At 41.7% G+C, this 17,349-nt stretch carries 21 protein-coding genes; 10 read left to right on the top strand and 11 right to left on the bottom strand.

The features are described 5' to 3' along the window. The 6 genes from PHI47_RS03395 to PHI47_RS03370 all read left to right on the top strand — a co-directional run. Window positions 1–689, top strand: a 689-nt coding sequence (locus tag PHI47_RS03395) for a TolC family protein (RefSeq protein WP_299933761.1), incomplete at its 5' end; no start/stop codon positions are given. Then, entirely contained in the window at window positions 689–1,738 is a 1,050-nt protein-coding gene (locus tag PHI47_RS03390; protein WP_299933759.1) for an efflux RND transporter periplasmic adaptor subunit, read from the top strand. The genes PHI47_RS03395 and PHI47_RS03390, both read left to right, overlap by 1 nt. Beyond that, on the top strand, window positions 1,738–4,794 hold the full coding sequence (locus PHI47_RS03385) for an efflux RND transporter permease subunit (RefSeq protein ID WP_299933757.1): 3,057 nt from the start codon (window positions 1,738–1,740) through the stop codon (window positions 4,792–4,794). The genes PHI47_RS03390 and PHI47_RS03385 overlap by 1 nt, the downstream gene beginning before the upstream one ends. A gap of 5 nt (window positions 4,795–4,799) precedes the next feature. Continuing rightward, window positions 4,800–5,081, top strand: a complete 282-nt coding sequence (locus tag PHI47_RS03380) for a DUF3240 family protein (RefSeq protein WP_299933755.1) — start codon at window positions 4,800–4,802, stop codon at window positions 5,079–5,081. Then, the gene (locus PHI47_RS03375; RefSeq protein ID WP_299933753.1) at window positions 5,082–5,729 is read left to right on the top strand and encodes a response regulator transcription factor; all 648 of its coding nucleotides are present in this window, start codon (window positions 5,082–5,084) and stop codon (window positions 5,727–5,729) included. It begins immediately after the preceding gene. Continuing rightward, the gene (locus PHI47_RS03370; RefSeq protein ID WP_299933751.1) at window positions 5,719–6,930 is read left to right on the top strand and encodes a hypothetical protein; all 1,212 of its coding nucleotides are present in this window, start codon (window positions 5,719–5,721) and stop codon (window positions 6,928–6,930) included. The genes PHI47_RS03375 and PHI47_RS03370 overlap by 11 nt, the downstream gene beginning before the upstream one ends. A gap of 10 nt (window positions 6,931–6,940) precedes the next feature. Here PHI47_RS03370 and PHI47_RS03365 read toward each other — a convergent pair whose 3' ends face one another. From PHI47_RS03365 to PHI47_RS03320, 10 genes are all read right to left on the bottom strand, one after another. Further along, a complete protein-coding gene (locus PHI47_RS03365) occupies window positions 6,941–7,537 on the bottom strand; it encodes a pentapeptide repeat-containing protein (RefSeq protein WP_299933749.1) in 597 nt (198 codons plus the stop codon). Continuing rightward, the gene (locus PHI47_RS03360) at window positions 7,534–7,926 is read right to left on the bottom strand and encodes a thioredoxin family protein (protein ID WP_299933746.1); all 393 of its coding nucleotides are present in this window, start codon (window positions 7,924–7,926) and stop codon (window positions 7,534–7,536) included. The genes PHI47_RS03365 and PHI47_RS03360 overlap by 4 nt, the downstream gene beginning before the upstream one ends. A gap of 98 nt (window positions 7,927–8,024) precedes the next feature. Further along, window positions 8,025–8,744 (bottom strand): ABC transporter ATP-binding protein, encoded by a 720-nt coding sequence (locus PHI47_RS03355; RefSeq protein ID WP_299933744.1) that lies wholly within the window; start codon window positions 8,742–8,744, stop codon window positions 8,025–8,027. A 1-nt stretch (window position 8,745) separates the two neighbouring features. After that, window positions 8,746–9,882, bottom strand: a complete 1,137-nt coding sequence (locus PHI47_RS03350) for an ABC transporter permease (RefSeq protein ID WP_299933742.1) — start codon at window positions 9,880–9,882, stop codon at window positions 8,746–8,748. Further along, window positions 9,879–10,826 carry an efflux RND transporter periplasmic adaptor subunit gene (locus PHI47_RS03345; RefSeq protein WP_299933739.1) on the bottom strand — a complete coding sequence of 316 codons (948 nt, stop codon included), beginning with the start codon at window positions 10,824–10,826 and terminating at the stop codon, window positions 9,879–9,881. The genes PHI47_RS03350 and PHI47_RS03345 overlap by 4 nt, the downstream gene beginning before the upstream one ends. Next, entirely contained in the window at window positions 10,807–12,087 is a 1,281-nt protein-coding gene (locus PHI47_RS03340) for a TolC family protein (protein WP_299933737.1), read from the bottom strand. Before PHI47_RS03340 ends, PHI47_RS03345 begins: the two co-directional genes overlap by 20 nt. A 67-nt stretch (window positions 12,088–12,154) precedes the next feature. Beyond that, window positions 12,155–12,592 (bottom strand): cytochrome c, encoded by a 438-nt coding sequence (locus tag PHI47_RS03335; RefSeq protein WP_299933735.1) that lies wholly within the window; start codon window positions 12,590–12,592, stop codon window positions 12,155–12,157. Between the two features lie 82 nt (window positions 12,593–12,674). Continuing rightward, entirely contained in the window at window positions 12,675–13,025 is a 351-nt protein-coding gene (locus tag PHI47_RS03330; protein WP_299933733.1) for a DUF3147 family protein, read from the bottom strand. Between the two features lie 48 nt (window positions 13,026–13,073). Next, on the bottom strand, window positions 13,074–13,475 hold the full coding sequence (locus PHI47_RS03325) for a thioredoxin family protein (protein ID WP_299933731.1): 402 nt from the start codon (window positions 13,473–13,475) through the stop codon (window positions 13,074–13,076). A gap of 86 nt (window positions 13,476–13,561) precedes the next feature. Then, entirely contained in the window at window positions 13,562–13,939 is a 378-nt protein-coding gene (locus PHI47_RS03320) for a metalloregulator ArsR/SmtB family transcription factor (RefSeq protein WP_299933729.1), read from the bottom strand. A gap of 89 nt (window positions 13,940–14,028) precedes the next feature. Between PHI47_RS03320 and PHI47_RS03315 the strand changes: the two genes are divergently transcribed. Next, window positions 14,029–15,402, top strand: coding sequence for a methyltransferase domain-containing protein (locus PHI47_RS03315; RefSeq protein WP_299933728.1), 1,374 nt, complete (start codon window positions 14,029–14,031; stop codon window positions 15,400–15,402). A gap of 13 nt (window positions 15,403–15,415) precedes the next feature. Here the strand turns inward: PHI47_RS03315 and PHI47_RS03310 are convergent, their stop codons facing one another. Continuing rightward, window positions 15,416–15,793 (bottom strand): helix-turn-helix transcriptional regulator, encoded by a 378-nt coding sequence (locus tag PHI47_RS03310; protein WP_299933726.1) that lies wholly within the window; start codon window positions 15,791–15,793, stop codon window positions 15,416–15,418. Between the two features lie 174 nt (window positions 15,794–15,967). On the opposite strand from PHI47_RS03310, the gene PHI47_RS03305 reads away from it, so the two are divergent. The 3 genes from PHI47_RS03305 (at window position 15,968) to PHI47_RS03295 (ending at window position 17,341) form a co-directional block, all read left to right on the top strand. After that, window positions 15,968–16,429, top strand: a complete 462-nt coding sequence (locus PHI47_RS03305) for a DsrE family protein (RefSeq protein ID WP_299933724.1) — start codon at window positions 15,968–15,970, stop codon at window positions 16,427–16,429. Between the two features lie 83 nt (window positions 16,430–16,512). Then, a complete protein-coding gene (locus tag PHI47_RS03300) occupies window positions 16,513–16,977 on the top strand; it encodes a rhodanese-like domain-containing protein (RefSeq protein WP_299933721.1) in 465 nt (154 codons plus the stop codon). Window positions 16,978–16,987: 10 nt separating this feature from the next. Then, on the top strand, window positions 16,988–17,341 hold the full coding sequence (locus PHI47_RS03295; RefSeq protein WP_299933719.1) for a DsrE family protein: 354 nt from the start codon (window positions 16,988–16,990) through the stop codon (window positions 17,339–17,341). Window positions 17,342–17,349: the final 8 nt, after the last annotated feature.

The raw sequence follows: 17,349 nt of genomic DNA, 5'->3' as shown, positions 1-17,349 counted from the left end.
AACTTTTGCGTTTGGAAAGCGAATACAAAAATACACTTCAAGAAGTAGCCGCGGTAATGATGGAAGCTGAACATGCACAGCACTATCTAAAAGAATCGGTTATGTCGCAGGAAAACGTTATCGTCGATGACATAAATTTTGAATTTATAAAAACAGCTGCATTGGAGGAGCGTATTAACAATGCACCGTTGTTGAAATCATTGAACGTCCGGATTGAAGCGATAGATGCCCAGATTTCCACGTTGCGCCACTCTACAATCGAATCCGTCTCACTTGGGGTTGGAATGACACAGGAGCCTACACAAAATAGTCTAGATTTCCGTCTGACCGTTCCGCTGGCACTCAGCAGTAAAAATGAGAATAAAGTTGCCGCATTGATGAGCGAACGAAGTGCTTTGGTCCATTTGCGAGAAGTAAGCAAACAAAAACTTCACATCAGTGTTCGCGGATTGGTGGAACATTTACAAGAGCGTGAAGAGAGAATCAAGGTTTTAAGCGAAAACGAAAACAGTTATGAAACTCTCTTTACGATAGCTCAAAAAGGGTATGAGGGGGGTGTAATTGGGCAGTTTGAATATCTTGCATCCAAAAACGCTTACTATGATGCACGCTTACGCACGCTGCAAGTCAAACAAAACTACATTGAAGAAATGTCTGCAATCGAAGAAAAACTAGGGGGGATTTGGTAATGAAAAAAAGTTTATTGATTCTATTAAGTGCTACGGCATTAATGGCACAAATTACAATGAATGAAGCTCAGATGAAAAAAATGGGCATCGCAGTAGAACAAGTACGAATGATCAAGTCTGAAGCCATGGGACCGTTTATCGGAACATTTGATTACAGCGACAAGGGTGCTAGAAGTTATACGTTAAGCGGTGAAGCTACGGTGGCGGAGCTGATGAAACAAACCGGGGATAGCGTCAAAAAAGGGGAAGTGATTTGCACCATTGCCTCTTCAGAATTACTTTCAAGCAGCTATGAGCTCAACGATCTTCGAAATCGCCTTAAATTGGCTCAAGAGTATGCAAAAAAAGATGATACTCTGTACAAAGACGGAGTGATATCTTTGCGCGAATCGCAAAAAAGCAGCATTGAAGTTCTGAGTCTGAAATCCAAAGTCGCCGAGATAGAAAACCGATTTGTTTTTTCAGGTGCGGATATTCACCCGAAAAACGGGATGATGTTTACGATTAGAGCCCGTCAAAGCGGTATATTGGCGCATGCTCCTCTCAAAGCCGGAGAAAAGATTGAACCGTTTGTCCCTTATCTAAAAATTGCCAGTGCAAATGCCCTCAGTGCGTTTATCAAAATCCCTCCTAAAATGATCGGAAGCATCCATAAAGGTGCGCTGGTTATGGACAAGACAGGTGCAGAAGCCGGAAAGATCACAGCAGTCTCTTCCGCCGTGGATGTCATGAGTAATTCTGCGACCGCTATTGCTGTCTTGAATGCCAACAATAATAACCGTGCAGGGACTTCGGGTGAGTTTTATATTGCTTCAATGCAAACCGATAAATGGATATTAATTCCACGCTCTTCGGTTACTAAATACAAGAAAAATGATATCTGCTTTGTACTAACGCCGACAGGATTTAAACCTCAAACCATACAGATTCAGAAGATTTATAAAGATTATATCGCAGTGAAACCTGAGGGGTTGGACTCTGCATCAAAAGTTGCGAGTGACGGGATCATTACCCTAAAAGGTGCATTAAGCGGATTGGGATTTGAATAATGCTGAACTCTATTATTGAATTTTCTCTCAAACAGCGGCTCATCGTCATTCTCCTCTCCCTGGCCCTATTCGGGTATGGGGTCTATTCGTTTTATAAAATACCGATTGATGCTTTTCCGGATATTTCATCGACTCAGGTGAAAATCATTTTGAAAGCACCGGGAATGACCCCTGAAGAGGTTGAAAACCGTGTTGTTAAACCGTTAGAAGCAGAATTATTGGGATTGGAAAATGAAAAGCTTCTCAAGAGTACATCAAAATATGCGATTGCCGACATAACGATTGATTTTAATGACGGTACGGATATTTATCGGGCGCGTAATCAAGTTTCTGAAAAACTTGCATCGCTTTTGCCGTCACTTCCAAAAGGGGTGGAAGGGGGGATGGCACCTATCACGACACCGTTGGGCGAAGCATTTATGTTTACGATTGAAGGGAATATAAGCCCAAAAGAGAAACGTGAATTACTCGATTTTGTCATTCGTCCGGTATTACGGGGTGCAAAAGGGGTGGCGGATGTCAATTCGCTTGGCGGTGAAGCTCGTGCTATTGTAGTACAGCCTGATTATACGGCAATGCGCAATCTGGGGATTCCTTTGAGTACATTGCAGGATACTTTGGAAAAAAATCTGAAAAATGACGGTGCGGGACGGGTCGACGCAAACGAAGAGAGCTATTTGGTTAAAGTTCAAAGCGGTGTCAAAGATGCGAGTGAAATTGCTAATATCACGATCCATTCCCATAACGGACCGATCCGTGTAGGCGATTTTTGTGAAGTACGAGACGATTCGAGAACGCGATTGGGATTTGTTACCAAAGATGGTGTCGGAGAAGCGACTGAGGGTCTGGTCCTGACGCTTAAAGGGGCAAATGCCCAAGAGACTATTTCACAGATCAAAGAAAGGCTCGATCAACTGAAACCGATGCTTCCCGCAGGTGTGAGTATTGTCCCTTTTTATGATCGGAGCAATCTTATCGAGAAGGCAGTCGGTACGGTTTCCAAAGCGTTGGTGGAAGCTATCGTATTGGTTATCGTTCTGTTAATGGTCTTTTTGGGGGATGTCCGTGCGGCAATAGCCGTAAGTGTCATCTTGCCGTTTTCAATCGCGATTGCTTTTTTAATGATGAAATATTTTGGATTGAGTGCCAATTTGATGAGTTTGGGAGGATTGGCTATCGCCATCGGTATGCTAGTTGATTCCGCTGTCGTAGTCGTTGAAAATGCGTTTGCCAAACTAAGTGAAAATGATACGTCACTTCCAAAATTGCATCAAATTTATCGAGCTACCAAAGAGGTGAGTACCGCCGTTTTCAGCGGTATTTTGATTATTGCCGTCGTCTTTTTACCGTTATTGACACTGGAAGGACTGGAAGGGAAATTATTTGCTCCGGTAGCGATGACGATCGTTTTCGCACTTTTCGGTTCGCTTCTTCTGTCATTAACGCTTATTCCGGTTGTGAGTTCTTTGATTTTAAAGAGTACCCCTCATGAAGATACGTTTGTCGGTAAATTCTTTGCGCGTTTGTATGAACCGATGCTCAAATTTGCATTGACCCGTACAAAAGTCCTTTTTACCGGAGCTATTGTTTTCTTAATTATCAGCTTTACTCTGTTCGCATTTGTAGGAAAAAGCTTCATGCCGACTTTGGATGAGGGAGATATTATTTTAGGGATTGAAACCCCTCCTTCTATTTCACTTGAAAAATCCAAAGAACTTAATCTGGCCATACAACGTACGTTAATTGAGCATGTTCCTGAAATCAAAACGATTGTTGCGAGAACCGGATCCGATGAACTCGGACTGGATCCTATGGGGTTAAATCAAACGGATACGTTTATTACGCTAAAACCGCAAACAGAATGGAAAGCGAAGAATAAAGAAGAGATCAAAAGTAAAATTCAAGAGTCGCTTAAAAATTTTCCGGGCATCAGTTTTAGCTTTACCCAACCGATCGAAATGCGTATATCGGAAATGCTAACAGGTTCCCGGGGTGATTTGGCGATCAAGATTTATGGAAACGACATTGACAAACTGAATGAACTCAGTCAAACTATTGCCGATACGCTTGGCGAGATAAAAGGGTCGTCCGAAGTGTTTACAACACTTAACGAAGGGGTAAATTATCTCAGCGTAAAACCTAACCGGACCGAATCGGCCAAGACCGGTGTTGATACGGCTGAACTCGAACTGTTTCTAAAAACGGCTTTAGAAGGGGTTACGATTGATGAGCTTTCGGTCGATAATACAAGAATCCCCGTTTTGATGAGGCTTGACAGTGAAGTCTCTCAAGATATGGAGCTTTTCAAATCACTGGAGCTTCCCTTAAGCGACGGATTCTCGGTCCCTATTTCAAGTGTGGCTCAAATTGAAACCAGTGAAGGGGCTTTGAAGGTAGATCGTGAAAATGGGAAACGATACAGTACGGTTCGCGCGAATGTTGAAGGGCGGGATTTGGTCGGCTTTGTAGAGGAAGCCAAACAAAAAATCGATACCAATATTAAACTTCCTCAAGGGTATAGCATCGTGTACGGCGGACAATTTGAAAATCAGCAACGTGCTGCCGCTAAGTTAATGACGGTTATCCCCATCAGTATCGGGGTCATTTTCCTGATTCTTTTCTTTACATTCCGTTCTGTGAGTGCGACCGCTCTTATTTTGCTTAACATTCCGTTTGCAGTGACCGGAGGTATCATTTCACTGTATTTGAGCGGAGAGTATCTCTCTGTTCCGGCATCCGTCGGATTTATCGCACTTTTCGGAATCGCGGTACTCAACGGGGTTGTTATGGTCAGTTATTTTAATACCCTTTTAGGAAATGGCTATTCAATCGATGATGCGGTTGCAGAGGGGGCACGCAGACGGCTTCGCCCTGTCCTTATGACGGCTTTTATAGCCGCTTTGGGTCTTTTACCGTTGCTGTTTGCCTCAGGCGTCGGGAGTGAAATCCAAAAACCGCTGGCGATAGTTGTATTGGGGGGATTGGTAACATCAACGATTTTAACACTTCTCATTTTGCCGCCTGCGTTTAAAATGATTTACAAAAAGGGTAAATGATGAGCATGACAAGTATGGATATTTACTTTGAAATTGCCAATAAAGATATATTGGTTGATTTATTATTGGAAGAAGGATATGATGATTTCTACTTTTTCCCTTGCAAACGCTACAGTGCCGGAGCTTTTTTAATAAGCGCCGAAGAACAAGTCAGTGCAAGACGGGATTTTGGGTTGTTTCGTCTTTTCATGCATGAAACCGAAACGGTAGTTCTCTCTGCAGCTATTAAAAGAGAATTAAAAGACAAAACCATTAAGATATTCATGAGCGGAGTGAAAGAGTTGTAAATGCGTATACTCATTGCTGATGACGAGCCTGAGCTCCTTGAATTATTAAAACTTTCTTTGCAAAATGCAGAGTGGATTATTGATACCGTCAGTGATGTAAATGATGCCAAAACATATCTGGATGCATACTCGTACCAGATTTTTCTGGTCGACCGTACCTTTCATGGGAAAGATCGTGTAAGAGAATTAATCACTTACGCTAGACATAAAAACTCTTCTATGGGTATATTAGTCCTTAGTGCACTGGGAAGCATTGATGAAAAAGTTCAGGGTCTTGAATATGGGGCGGATGACTATCTGGAAAAACCGTTTGATATTAAAGAACTGCGAGCGCGTTTGATTGCCTTGTCACGTCGTTATGCACCAAAAGTAAAAAACTTTGAAGATATTGAGATCGACACACATTCCAAAACAATCAAAAAAGCCGGGAATGAAATTCTTCTGACCAGCAACGAGCAAAAATTATTTTTTTATCTTTTAGAGCGGGGAAATATTGCTTCTCGTGATGAAATCATGGACGCGCTTTATGACAATCCTCAAAATATTACTTCCAATGCGATTGATGAACTGATCGGACGTCTGCGTCGTAAGCTTCATCCCGGTATTATTAAAACCATAAAAACACGAGGATATTTAATTGCAATTTAAATGGGCAAGATCCCTAAAATTTAAAATTGCCCTTATTTTTTCAATAGGGCTTGCTATAGCGTTTAGTATAAACTTATTAATTGCAGTAAAGACGATCCATACACAAAAAGAAGAAGAGGTAGAAAATGTTCTTAAACACCTTCTTGTTGAGAGTACCGACGAATATATAACGATCCCTTTGAACCCATCCAGTAATGTAAATTTTCTCTACACTATTCCGCACAACATAATGATTTTAAGTGATTCAGAAGTGAACGCACTCCGTTTTGTTATTTCAGCCAATCCGCATAGGACCAATGACAAGCTAATCGCTTCATCTATAAAACTCTCCAATAATTATTATCTTAATGCGATCAGCGATCACCAAAAAATTGACAAAGCCACTTATAAATACACTCAAAAACTACTTATTCGCTATATTATCTCTTTGCTTATTATTTTAATTATTATTATATTTACGCTTGATTTTTATATGAGACCATTAGAATTATTAGCAATCAAAACAAGAGAATGGAAACGGGAAAGTCCATTCGATTTGGTTTTGGATGATGCTTCTTCCGAGATTAAAGAGGTCTCGACCGCTTTCGATGCTTTAGTCAGACGATTGGAAGGATATCGCCAAAAAGAAGCTGAATTATTTAAAGAAGCTGCTCATGAACTTAAAACACCTTTGGCACTAATGAGGTCACGGCTGGATGTCTATGAAAATAGTATTAATTATAATAAAGACAAATTTATTATCGATCTTGGGCACGATATAGAAAGATTAACAAGAGAACTTAAAAATGTTCTTTTTCTTGAGAGTTCAGATTTTGAAGAAACAAGCCATATTGGAATCATTCAAATGCTTAAAATACTTGAAAATAAGATGGCAATTTTAATTCAACGCAAAGGACTCACATTAGTACTTCCGAATGAAACATTTAGTGTTTTGGCCTCAGCGCGATTACTTTTCAAAGTATTAAGTGCTTTGCTTGAAAATGCTATTACGTATGCACAAGAGAATAGTACAATAGAAGTTGGATGTGATTCATCGAAAAGACAACTTTGGATAGGTAATCAAATAGGACATGAGAAATACTTATTCAGCTCCAAGATAGGAGAAAAAATATTAAAACGACTGAGTCGTGAAATAGGATTTGATTACACCATCACACAGGATGAAACGTATTTTAGAATCGAGTTAATATTTAATTCCTAATCACTGTGGCTCAGCGGCACGTCACATTGGCGTCCAAAAGCGCCTCTTCTTTTTTGGCATGGGCGCATTGTACTTTACTCATCACGGTATTACTAAAGCGAGTCTGCCATAACAGCGTATTTTTCATTTTGGCTAAGTGTAAATCATTACGAATAAACTTGGCATCACCTAACTCTGCATTCGTAAAATCGGTTTTATACAGGAGAGCATCTGAAAAATTAGCTTTCCAGCTTTTAGTCTCTCGAAGATCGGCAAAACTCAGATTACTCTGTTCCAAATGCGTCCCTTTGAAATTTGCCCCGCGCGCACGGATATGGGTAAGATCGGAGCGTTTCATCGTCCCCTTCCAAAAAAGGGCTTTTTCGACGTTAGCCCCGCTGAGATTGCAGTCATTGAAATCCCCCATCTCAAACATACTTCCACTCAAATCGGCATTACTGAGATCACTGCCGTGAAAATCCCCGCCGCTAAAATCGCTTTTGGATAAATTAGCTCCCCGCAGATCGCATCCGATGCACTCTTTCTCTTCCAATGCTTTTTTCAGATGAGCCACATCGTAGGCACTCAAAGAAGTTCCCATCAAAAGAGCTAAAAACACCCCTCTCATTTGATCCCTCGGATACGGCGAAGATCTGCCAAAAATGGTTTGGGACGCTGACTTCCTACAAGTGTTTCTTTTTTAATGCCTGCTTTATCGATAAAAAACATCGTCGGAATCCCGAAAAAATCATACCCGTCGGGAAGTTTGCTTTTGTGGACGTTTTTCTCAATCACAACGAAATTACGATTCATGTACGGCTCTACCGATTTATCGTGAAAAACTTTTTGCTTCATATAAGCACATTCGGGACAATCGTCGGTCGTGTAAATCATCAGTACGAGTTTATTCTCTTTTCCCATCGATGCAACCGCTGTTTTAAACTGATCGTCATTTTGAATCGGGGCGGCAAATACTCCGATAACCATTACCCATACTAAAACAATAAATTTAATCACTCTGTCCCTTTATTTTCGTTAATCTATCACAATATTATCATAATTTTCTATTCATTAAAGAAGAATTTAAATCTATTAATTTATAAGCAATTACAATGTTACTTTTGGGAATACTCAGCCGTATGCTGTTGTATTATTTCTTGAACATACCCGTCTTCAACGCGTAAAATTCGATCAAACAGCGGCAGCATCCGCTCATCATGTGTGACAACGACTATAGCTACCTTTTGCTCAATGGAAAGTTTTTTCAGTAATTGCATGACCGAAAGCGCTCGATCCGCATCTAACGCGGCTGTGGGCTCATCGGCTAAAATAATCTTAGGGTTATTTGCCAATGACCTAGCGATGGCTACCCTTTGACTTTGCCCTCCGGAAAGATGCGAAGGAAACTTTGTTATCTTGTCACCTACCCCTAAATAGTCCAAAAGGTCTTTGGCCTTTTGATCGGCTTCACTTTTTTTTATCCCATTCATTTGAGGAATCAATGTCACATTTTCTAAAACATTGAGAAAAGGGATCAAATTATGCGTTTGAAAAATAAATCCAATTTTTTCACGCCGGATTTGACGGGTATCGTTTACCTTCCATCCCCCCTCATACATCAAATTACCATTCAGTGTAAGTTTACCCGTCGTAGGTTCGGTGATACAGCCAATCATTGTAATCAATGTCGTTTTACCCGAGCCGCTGGGGCCAAGAAGTGCAACCGTCTCTCCCGAATAAATTTCAAATGTTGCTTCTTTGATCGCAGTGACAGCACTTTCTCCGGAGCCATACGTTTTTGATATTTTCTCTACTGCTATAACAAGTTCGCGCATATCACCCCCCTATCGCAGTTGCAGGCTCAATCCGTAGCGCAGAACGAATCCCTGAGAGCGATGCAAGGATACTGACTATAATCACCACAACAAAAAGCTTTAACGCATCGGTGGGGATGAGGATAACCGTTTTTGGAAATAGGTTGGCACTCGCATGGGCAAAGAGATTTCCTCCAATAAAAGCCATGATCCCTAGAAGAAGCGATTGCAAAGCAATCATTTTAATAATGATGAAATTGGATGCTCCGATCAATTTTAAAATTGCAATCTCTTTGATTTTCCCCATTGTCATCGTGTAGATGATGAGAGAGATAATGACAGAAGAGACGATGAGTAAAATCACCGTAAACATCCCGATCTGTTTGGCAGAACGCTCAATCAAATTTTTTGTGAGAATTCCCGATTGCTCCTGAGCGGTATAAACCTCTTGGTGTTTCCATCTACGGATCTCTTTTGCAACAGATTCAGGCTCAAATCCGCTCTGTAATGTGATGGCGAATGTATTAACGGTATCCGTCGATCCTCCATTTCCACCACGAGCACGGTCATTACGAATTTGCTCATTGCTAAACAAAAATTGTAACTCTTGTGCCTCGCTCAGGTCGAGATAAATCATCGGATCACCCCCCGAAGAAACCGCTTTACGCGTCATCCCCACTACCGTATAGATATTACGACCTAATTTAATTTGATCATTGAGTTTGAATCCCGTATTTTTATCGACGATAATCTCACGGTGTGTAATCGCTATCGCTCTCCCCTCGATCAGAGTGAAAGGTTCAAAACCGCCCCCTGCTTCGTACCCAAGAGCATAAACGCGAATCGGTTTTACCCCTTGGTGAATCTGTAAACTCTGAAACGTCAGAGGATAGACATCCTTGACCCCTAAAAACCCTTTAAGAGAGTATTTGAGATCTTCATGCAACCGTGAATTTTCGGCAAAGGGACCTAACGTATCTTTTTGGACGACCCACAAATCGGGACCGATGTCATTAGGGACAATCATCGCATCATGTACCATCCCCCGATAGACCCCGATCATAATGAGTACCACTCCGATCAACATTCCGACACCCAATGCGGTGGTAATAAACTTCCCTTTTGAGTGAGCGATATCGCGTGCGGCTAAATTGATCATGGGTGCGAAGAGCCTTTGGGAGCGATCATAATTTGTGCTTCGACTTGTTCTCCCAAATGCAACGGATCGGGGAGTGTATCCAATCCGATATATACTACCCTCTCTTCCGTGATTCGATCACTCTCTACGCCGATTCGACGAACTTCCCCGCTGAATTTTTTATCCGGGAAAGAGCGGAGATTAACGGTTGCTTTTTGACCCACCGCTAACCTTCCGCTTTGACGCTCGTCTATGTAAACCTTCACCCACACCGTTTCGGGGTTAGCAAGCCGAAATACGCTCGATCCTGAACCGATAGTGCTTCCCGCTTCGGCGTCGCGAGAAATAACGATTCCATTAATAGGGGATTGGAGGGAAAGATCGCTGATTTTAGCATTGATGGCATGGAGCGATCCGCGTGCGCGTTCAATCTCATGCTGTGACTGTATCAATCCCTCTTGTGCGCTCACTAAAAGAGCATGTGCACTCCGCGCCGTTGCATCGGCACTATCAAGCTCCGCTTGTGTCACATATCCCCCTTTACTAAGGCTTTGATACCGTTTCAATGTCGTATCAGCTAAATCTTTTTTCGCTTTTAAATCCTCGATTAGGGCTTTTTGACTCGCCATTTGAGCATGGCTTTTATCGATTAGAGCACCGCTTTCCGCTTGGTTCCCTGCCAATTCGGAAAGTTCCATACGTGCCAAGACCTCCCCTTTTCGGACACGATCCCCTTCATCGGCATAAAGCGCGCTAATTTTAGCAGTACTTTTAGAAGCGAGGATAATGATCTCTTTGGCTTCCAGTGTTCCCACTCCGCTGACGCTTTCAATCGGTTTCTCTTTGTTAGGCGTAACCAGCTCAGGCGTCGTCTTAGAAAGATGCATCTTGGTATAAACCACGCCTCCGATTACGGCGGCGATCCCCACACCGATGAATATCGGCTTAATTTTTGCAAATGTCATTGTCACACCCTTTATTCAATAAACGCCGTATCTGCGCCCATGCTCGTATTTTTTGAAGTTTTGCCTCAGCATGTGCAATACGGGCGCTCTCCAAAACACTCTGTGATTCTAAAACGTCGATATAGGTCGCCAACCCTTGGGCGTATCGTCCCTCCATAAGAGACAATGCCCGTTGCGTAGCATCAATAACCCCGGTCTTGGTCGCAATCGTCTCATCGGAACGTTTAAGATCGATTATCGCACCGTATAATTCCTGCCATAATGCCCGCTCGGCACTCTCATACTCTTTTTGAGCGAGAGTAAATGCAATACGGCTTTTTTGCGCATCGGCACTCATTTTGCCGCCATCATAAAGGGGAATCGTCCCTTTGACCCCTATCTGCGAACTGTCGTACGAAGAAAGCGAATTGTCGTGTCCGTAAGAGCCGACAAGCGATACCGTCCCGTAAGCTTCTTTGGAAGCCGCATCGGAGAGCGCTTTGGAATGATCAATTATAGCCTTAAGCGCTATGAGCTTTGGATTATTCTTTGAGAGTTCTTGACGCAATAGACCCAAATCGTCTGCTGTGTAAGAAATAGCGTTCACACGACGATCAAAATCCTCTTCGTCAATAGTAATGGGCTGATTACTCCCGACCAATAACCCCAGAGCCAAAAGTGTTTTATCGACTTCAGCACGAGTGGCACGAAGATGCTCATCAGCTTCCATCCAAGAGGCTTTAAACCTCGATTCATCGGCTTGTGTTTTTAATCCCGCTTCACGCATCTTCACCGATTGATGATACTGCTCTTTGTAAAATTGTGATGATTTTTGCGCCGTATCGATCAGCCGCTCCAAATACGCGACGGTCGTATAACGAAGCCATACTTGCTCGATGATGCTGTTTTCCAAAGAGACTTTATCCGAAGCAGACTCTTCTTCATTGTAACCTGCTGCTTGACGTCTATCCACATTCCGCCCAAAATCCCATAACGTATAGCTTGCGCTGACATCAGCATGAAATGCGTTATTTTGACGAGTTGAGAATGTACCGTTTGAAGGCATAACAAAAGTTTTTGTCGGAAAATAATCGGCATTTAGATCGATACGAGGATACAAAGAGGCTTGGATGGAACGGGTGTCGGCATTGGCGCTTTCAACCTTTAACGATGCCGATTGCACGTCGGGATGAGATTTCAAAGCCATTAAAACCGCCTCATCAAGTGTTAATACGCCAGCACTTGCGCTCAGAGTGAAGACAAAGAGCAAAAAAAACTTCATCGACGGCATATAACTCCCTTTCATAAAACTGATCTTATATTACCGAAGTATGGATAAAGAAGTGTCGTTATTGTTTAAACGTACTATGACAGAGTACACACCCGTTCAATACTTTTTCCAAGGCCACCATAGATTTTTTCTGATCTTTCGTCTTTAATGTTTGGGCAAGATCATCTGCTGATTTGTGAAATCTAACCCCCATTTCCTCAAAAGATTTGTTATTAAAACTTCCGCACATCGTGTTCTTTTCAAGTGTTAAACCCAATTTTTCAGATGCAATCTTAGACGCTTCATCATATTTTGCAGTATTCATAAGTTGTACGATTTCTGACAAAGCAATCAAATGTTCTCGCATATTGGATAATTGGTGTGTCCCCTGCATGGTCCCTTTAATGCCTAAGGATTGCCTATTGTCATCCTCTTGCATCATACCCATATCCATTGCCAAAAGCGATTGGTTAAAAGTGAATACCATGAGCACTGCACCAATAATTTTTATTTTCATCCTATAACCCCTATTAAATTGTGAGAGCAGTTTATCATGTTCTCTGACTAAAGAATTTAATCAAATATTAACAGTGTCGCTTTTACCACAACTCGATTCCAAACTGCCGGACAACAAGCGAAAAAGCAATAAAACAGACCACCGTAATCATCACCGACGTCCCCATTGCCCACCAAAAACCGATTTTTTCCAACAATATCGGAAACGCCAAAAACATCGGCAATGTCGGGACAACGTACCAAAACGTATACCACGCATGGTTGGCGATCTTTTCGGTACTTTGATTTTCAACATAAAGCCATATGAGTGCTAAAAAGGTTACGATCGGCAATGCCGCAACCAATCCTCCAAGCTTATCACTCCGTTTTGCCATCTCGGAGACGAGAACCACGACTCCTGCGGTTAGTAGGTATTTTACAATGAGCCATGTCATAGTTCAGTTCCTTATTATCTTCGTACCAACATTGTACTCAGACTAAAATCATTTTTTGGTATATTTGGATTCTACGTCTTGAAGAATTTTTAGGAATAATTTAGCGTTCTTACCGCCATATTGAGTCTCCTCAATAAATTCACCTTTTCCGTTAACGAAGTGAAATACGGGGCTTGCTTTAACAACAAGCTGTTTTGGAGCATCTGATTTTTTGACATTGAGCAATACCGGCACATAATGTTCATTGACATAAGCACTCAAATTTTCGTCATTAAAAACTTTTTGCTCCAAGAAATCGCACGATTCACAACCGGGACGGTGCATATAGACGACCATCGGCTTGTTCTCTTTAAGTGCTTTAGCCGAAGCTTCCTTATAGGTATAAATCCAGTTGAATTGTGCAGCATTAAGCCCTATACTCAACAATATCATTATTGCAATTTTTTTCATTATGTCTCCAATTACTTATTTAGCAAATTTGCTAATTTGTTAAACGAATGGTATTGATTAAAAACTGAGAAACAAATTAAAGGGAATTAGACTTCCTCTTTTGTATTGTCAAAAATATAGGCGTGATTTTGTTCAAAATTACTGACAAGATTCTCAAAACATCCCGCTATTTCTTTGATTGTCTCAAAATTAGGTTCGATGTAAATTTTACTTGCCACTTTTCGCATAATGATAATATCTGCGTCTTTAAGTTCTTTCAGATGACGTGAAATCGTTGGTAACGAGTAGTTGAAATGTTCGGCTATAGAACTGACGCACGTGGCTTGGGCAATGATGTCGTCTTTGGGTTTAGTCTGGTCAATAGAACAGGCATACCCTCCGGTAAAGACATTCTTGAAAATCAGAAAACGGGTCTCGTGACCGAGAGCTTTAAATATTTTTATTTTTTTATCCATATCGAGCATCGGGGCACCTTGACAATTAATGTGCAATATTATACCATTGTGCAAACAATTTAGCAAAATAGCTAAATCGCTACACATAAGGATTCATTATGGCAACATCTGCATGTGCAACACAAGGAGTTATTGCTTTATACACGCAATTGGCTCTTAATCCAGAAAAAGATTTTGGATGGGACAAAGGGTTAAATAACGCCAAAGCTCACGGCTATGAAGAGGAGTGGCTTGATGCTCTACCCTCGCATATTTGGGATTACTGTGCTGCTGTCGGCAATCCTTTTTCAATCGGAGAGTTTCCGGAAGGCTCGAGTGTCTTGGATTTGGGATGCGGAGCGGGTGTTGACGTATGTGTTGCAGCATTACACGTAGGAAAAACAGGAAAAGTGATCGGTGTCGACCTAACACCAATGATGGTTCAAACCGCCGCACGTCACGCACAAGAAGCAGGCTTTGAGACGGTTGAAGTCATTGAAGGTAATCTTGAGCATCTTCCTATTGAGAATGAAAGCGTCGATATTGTTATCTCCAACGGAGCCATTAATCTCGCCTCCTCTAAGCCTACAGTATTTGCTGAGATTTTTCGTGTCCTTAAACCGAACGGGAAACTCTATTTCGCGGATATGATTGATGTATCCGAAGGGACGTGTGCAACGTCGTGCTGTTCGCAACCTTCAGAGGGTGATTGGGCCAATTGTGTTGAGGGAACGCTCAAAAAAGAAGAACTGATTGAGATGATGAACGAAGCGGGATTTTTGGATGTTGAGTTTATGGGAATCAACCACTACACAACATCATCCACCACCGTTGGAGCTACCTTTAGAGCGATTAAAGGGGATGGAAATGTCAAACAACGCCACTGGGAAAATGTCTATACGACAAAAGACATAAGCAAAGTCGGCTGGTATCAAGAAACACCTGCGATTTCCCTTTCTCTTTTAGAAAAAATTGGTTCAACTTCCAAAGATCGTATTATTGACGTCGGTTGTGGTGCATCTGTCCTTGCAGACACACTGATTGATTCAGGCTATTGTGACATTACACTGCTCGATCTTTCTTCCAGCGCATTGGAAATTGTCAAAAAACGGCTTGGTGCTTCCGCTGATCTACCCCTCTATTGTGTCGGAAATGTTTGCACTTTTTCATCAGCAAAGTTATTTGACGTATGGCACGATCGGGCTGTGTTTCATTTCCTTCAAAAAGAAGAAGAGCAGCAAGCCTACTTTGAGACACTGCATAAATCACTCTCTCCTGACGGTCACGCCATTATTGGCACATTTGGTGTAAATGGACCGGATAGCTGCAGTGCATTGCCTGTGCGTCAATACAACGAAGAGCAAATGAAAAATCTTGTGAAAGATCGCTTTGATATCATTAATGTGATGGATGAAACGCATATCACTCCGAGCGGAAGTGAACAACACTATTGCTTTTTTGTCTTGAAACCTATTGTAGGTACTGCAAGCTAATATAGGCAGTTTCTCATTGCACCGTAAGAGTATCGCCGAAAAATAGTTCCCGATTCTCATCAAAATTACTCACCAACGTCTGAAAACATCCCGCCATCTCACGGATCGTTTCAATGTTGGGTTCGATGTACACTTTATTCCCCTTTTTCTCTACCGTGATAATCTTCGCCTCTTTGAGCTCTTTGATATGGGCGGAAATGGTCGGAAGGGAAAAATTAAAATGCTCTGCGATGGTACTGACGCAGGTAGCGATAGGATTAACCTCGACACCGGGCTGCTTTTTATCCAGTGAGCAGGTATATCCCCCCGTAAAAACATTTTTAAAAATCAAAAAACGGGTCTCATTGCTCAGTGCTTTAAAGATTTTGAGCTTTTGTTCCATATCGAGCATACAATCCCTTTTTACTAAATAATTCTAAAGTATTCGTTGATTATAGCATACGAGATGAAATTAGCAAATTAGCTAAATAGAATGTTATAATTTCAGTATTTAGCTAATTAGTATATTTACAATATTTTTACAATGGGCTATTACAATGATATAAAATCTTCACAAAGGCTCATCATGAAAAAATGCTTGCTCATTCTGGCTTTATCAGGAATTTTATTTGCCGAAGAAGGGGTCAAACTGGTTGTGTTTGATTTAAAAACCGGAGATATCGGTACGTTTGAGAAAAAAGTGCTCCAAGGGATTGCGTTCGAAAAGAGTTACTATGAAGGAAAATTGGAAAAACTCGATGTCGCCGTTGTCGTTCATGGCGATGCCTACAAATTCTTCGTCAAAGATTTGAAAAATTCACCGTATAAGGATGACAAAAAACTTGCTGCTGAACATGATCAGTTAGCCAAACGCCTTGCGACAATGGCAGATACCTATGAAGTAGAATTTTTAATGTGCGAAGCAACAATGAGAGCACTCAAAATTGATAAAAGCAATGTGTATGACTATGTCAAGCTGACACCCAACTCGACAATCGGGCTGATTGATAAGCAAAATGAGCATTTCGCGTATATCCCGATTCATTAAACCCTTGACAGATTATTGTAATTGTACTATCATACAAATAACTTAGCTATTTAGCTAATATCTTAAGTACTTGAGGGTTATTGATGAAAACGTTTAAAATTGGACTAATACTTGTAGCTTTTATGATGGGATCGTCTCTAATGGCCGGACATCCAGAAAGCGAGAAATTGATCGACACTGCGAGACAAGAGGCAGGTGAATTGACTCCCAAGCAACTCAAAGAGATGCTAGATGCCGAAAAAAAAGTAATCGTGATGGACGTACGTGAAGAGAATCAGCGTGCAGAGGGTGAAATCTACGCACCGAGCACCATGGCAATCACACGCGGAAATCTCGAATTTGAAGTGCTCAATAAAATCAAAGACAAAAATGCCGTGATCGTCACCTATTGCCGTGGCGGAAGCCGGGGCGCATTGGCGGCACAAACACTTAGAAAACTTGGATTTACCAATGCAACAACGCTCAAAGGCGGACTTAAAGGGTGGGCTCAAGAAGGATACCCGATTGAAACCGGCTTGGGGGTTACTTTGCTGACCAAAGAGCAATAAGGAGATTGATATGATTACCTTGATTTTGAGCCATGAACCCTATGATGGCAGCGACATTACCTACAATGCGCTCCGTTTGGCAAAGAATCTTCATAAAAACGGTGAAGCGGTCAATATATTCTTGATGAACGATGCCGTCGATTTGGCGCGCGGTATTTGTGTGAAACCGGAGATATACGATTTTGATTTGCACGATACGATCAAAAAGCTGTATGAACGCGGCGTGAACGTTCGTGCCTGCGGAACGTGCAACGCACGGTGCGGGCTCTACAAAAACGCCCCTTATTTCAGTGAAGAGATCTCCTCGACGATGGATCAGCTCACCGAATGGGTGATTCAGAGCGACAAAGTATTAACATTTTAAAAGAGGAT

Source organism: Sulfuricurvum sp. (assembly GCF_028713855.1).
Lineage (GTDB): Bacteria > Campylobacterota > Campylobacteria > Campylobacterales > Sulfurimonadaceae > Sulfuricurvum.
The sequence above is the reverse complement of the archived record's forward strand: the minus strand, read 5'-3'. Positions and strand labels throughout refer to the sequence as shown.

What these genes read in the sequence shown, in the direction of transcription:
- PHI47_RS03390 (WP_299933759.1), top strand. Translation starts at nt 689, where the DNA reads ATGAAAAAAAGTTTATTGATTCTATTAAGTGCTACGGCATTAATGGCA.
- PHI47_RS03385 (WP_299933757.1), top strand. Translation starts at nt 1,738, where the DNA reads ATGCTGAACTCTATTATTGAATTTTCTCTCAAACAGCGGCTCATCGTC.
- PHI47_RS03380 (WP_299933755.1), top strand. Translation starts at nt 4,800, where the DNA reads ATGACAAGTATGGATATTTACTTTGAAATTGCCAATAAAGATATATTG.
- PHI47_RS03375 (WP_299933753.1), top strand. Translation starts at nt 5,082, where the DNA reads ATGCGTATACTCATTGCTGATGACGAGCCTGAGCTCCTTGAATTATTA.
- PHI47_RS03365 (WP_299933749.1), bottom strand. Translation starts at nt 7,537, where the DNA reads ATGAGAGGGGTGTTTTTAGCTCTTTTGATGGGAACTTCTTTGAGTGCC.
- PHI47_RS03355 (WP_299933744.1), bottom strand. Translation starts at nt 8,744, where the DNA reads ATGCGCGAACTTGTTATAGCAGTAGAGAAAATATCAAAAACGTATGGC.
- PHI47_RS03350 (WP_299933742.1), bottom strand. Translation starts at nt 9,882, where the DNA reads ATGATCAATTTAGCCGCACGCGATATCGCTCACTCAAAAGGGAAGTTT.
- PHI47_RS03345 (WP_299933739.1), bottom strand. Translation starts at nt 10,826, where the DNA reads ATGACATTTGCAAAAATTAAGCCGATATTCATCGGTGTGGGGATCGCC.
- PHI47_RS03340 (WP_299933737.1), bottom strand. Translation starts at nt 12,087, where the DNA reads ATGAAGTTTTTTTTGCTCTTTGTCTTCACTCTGAGCGCAAGTGCTGGC.
- PHI47_RS03335 (WP_299933735.1), bottom strand. Translation starts at nt 12,592, where the DNA reads ATGAAAATAAAAATTATTGGTGCAGTGCTCATGGTATTCACTTTTAAC.
- PHI47_RS03330 (WP_299933733.1), bottom strand. Translation starts at nt 13,025, where the DNA reads ATGACATGGCTCATTGTAAAATACCTACTAACCGCAGGAGTCGTGGTT.
- PHI47_RS03325 (WP_299933731.1), bottom strand. Translation starts at nt 13,475, where the DNA reads ATGAAAAAAATTGCAATAATGATATTGTTGAGTATAGGGCTTAATGCT.
- PHI47_RS03320 (WP_299933729.1), bottom strand. Translation starts at nt 13,939, where the DNA reads ATGCTCGATATGGATAAAAAAATAAAAATATTTAAAGCTCTCGGTCAC.
- PHI47_RS03315 (WP_299933728.1), top strand. Translation starts at nt 14,029, where the DNA reads ATGGCAACATCTGCATGTGCAACACAAGGAGTTATTGCTTTATACACG.
- PHI47_RS03310 (WP_299933726.1), bottom strand. Translation starts at nt 15,793, where the DNA reads ATGCTCGATATGGAACAAAAGCTCAAAATCTTTAAAGCACTGAGCAAT.
- PHI47_RS03305 (WP_299933724.1), top strand. Translation starts at nt 15,968, where the DNA reads ATGAAAAAATGCTTGCTCATTCTGGCTTTATCAGGAATTTTATTTGCC.
- PHI47_RS03300 (WP_299933721.1), top strand. Translation starts at nt 16,513, where the DNA reads ATGAAAACGTTTAAAATTGGACTAATACTTGTAGCTTTTATGATGGGA.
- PHI47_RS03295 (WP_299933719.1), top strand. Translation starts at nt 16,988, where the DNA reads ATGATTACCTTGATTTTGAGCCATGAACCCTATGATGGCAGCGACATT.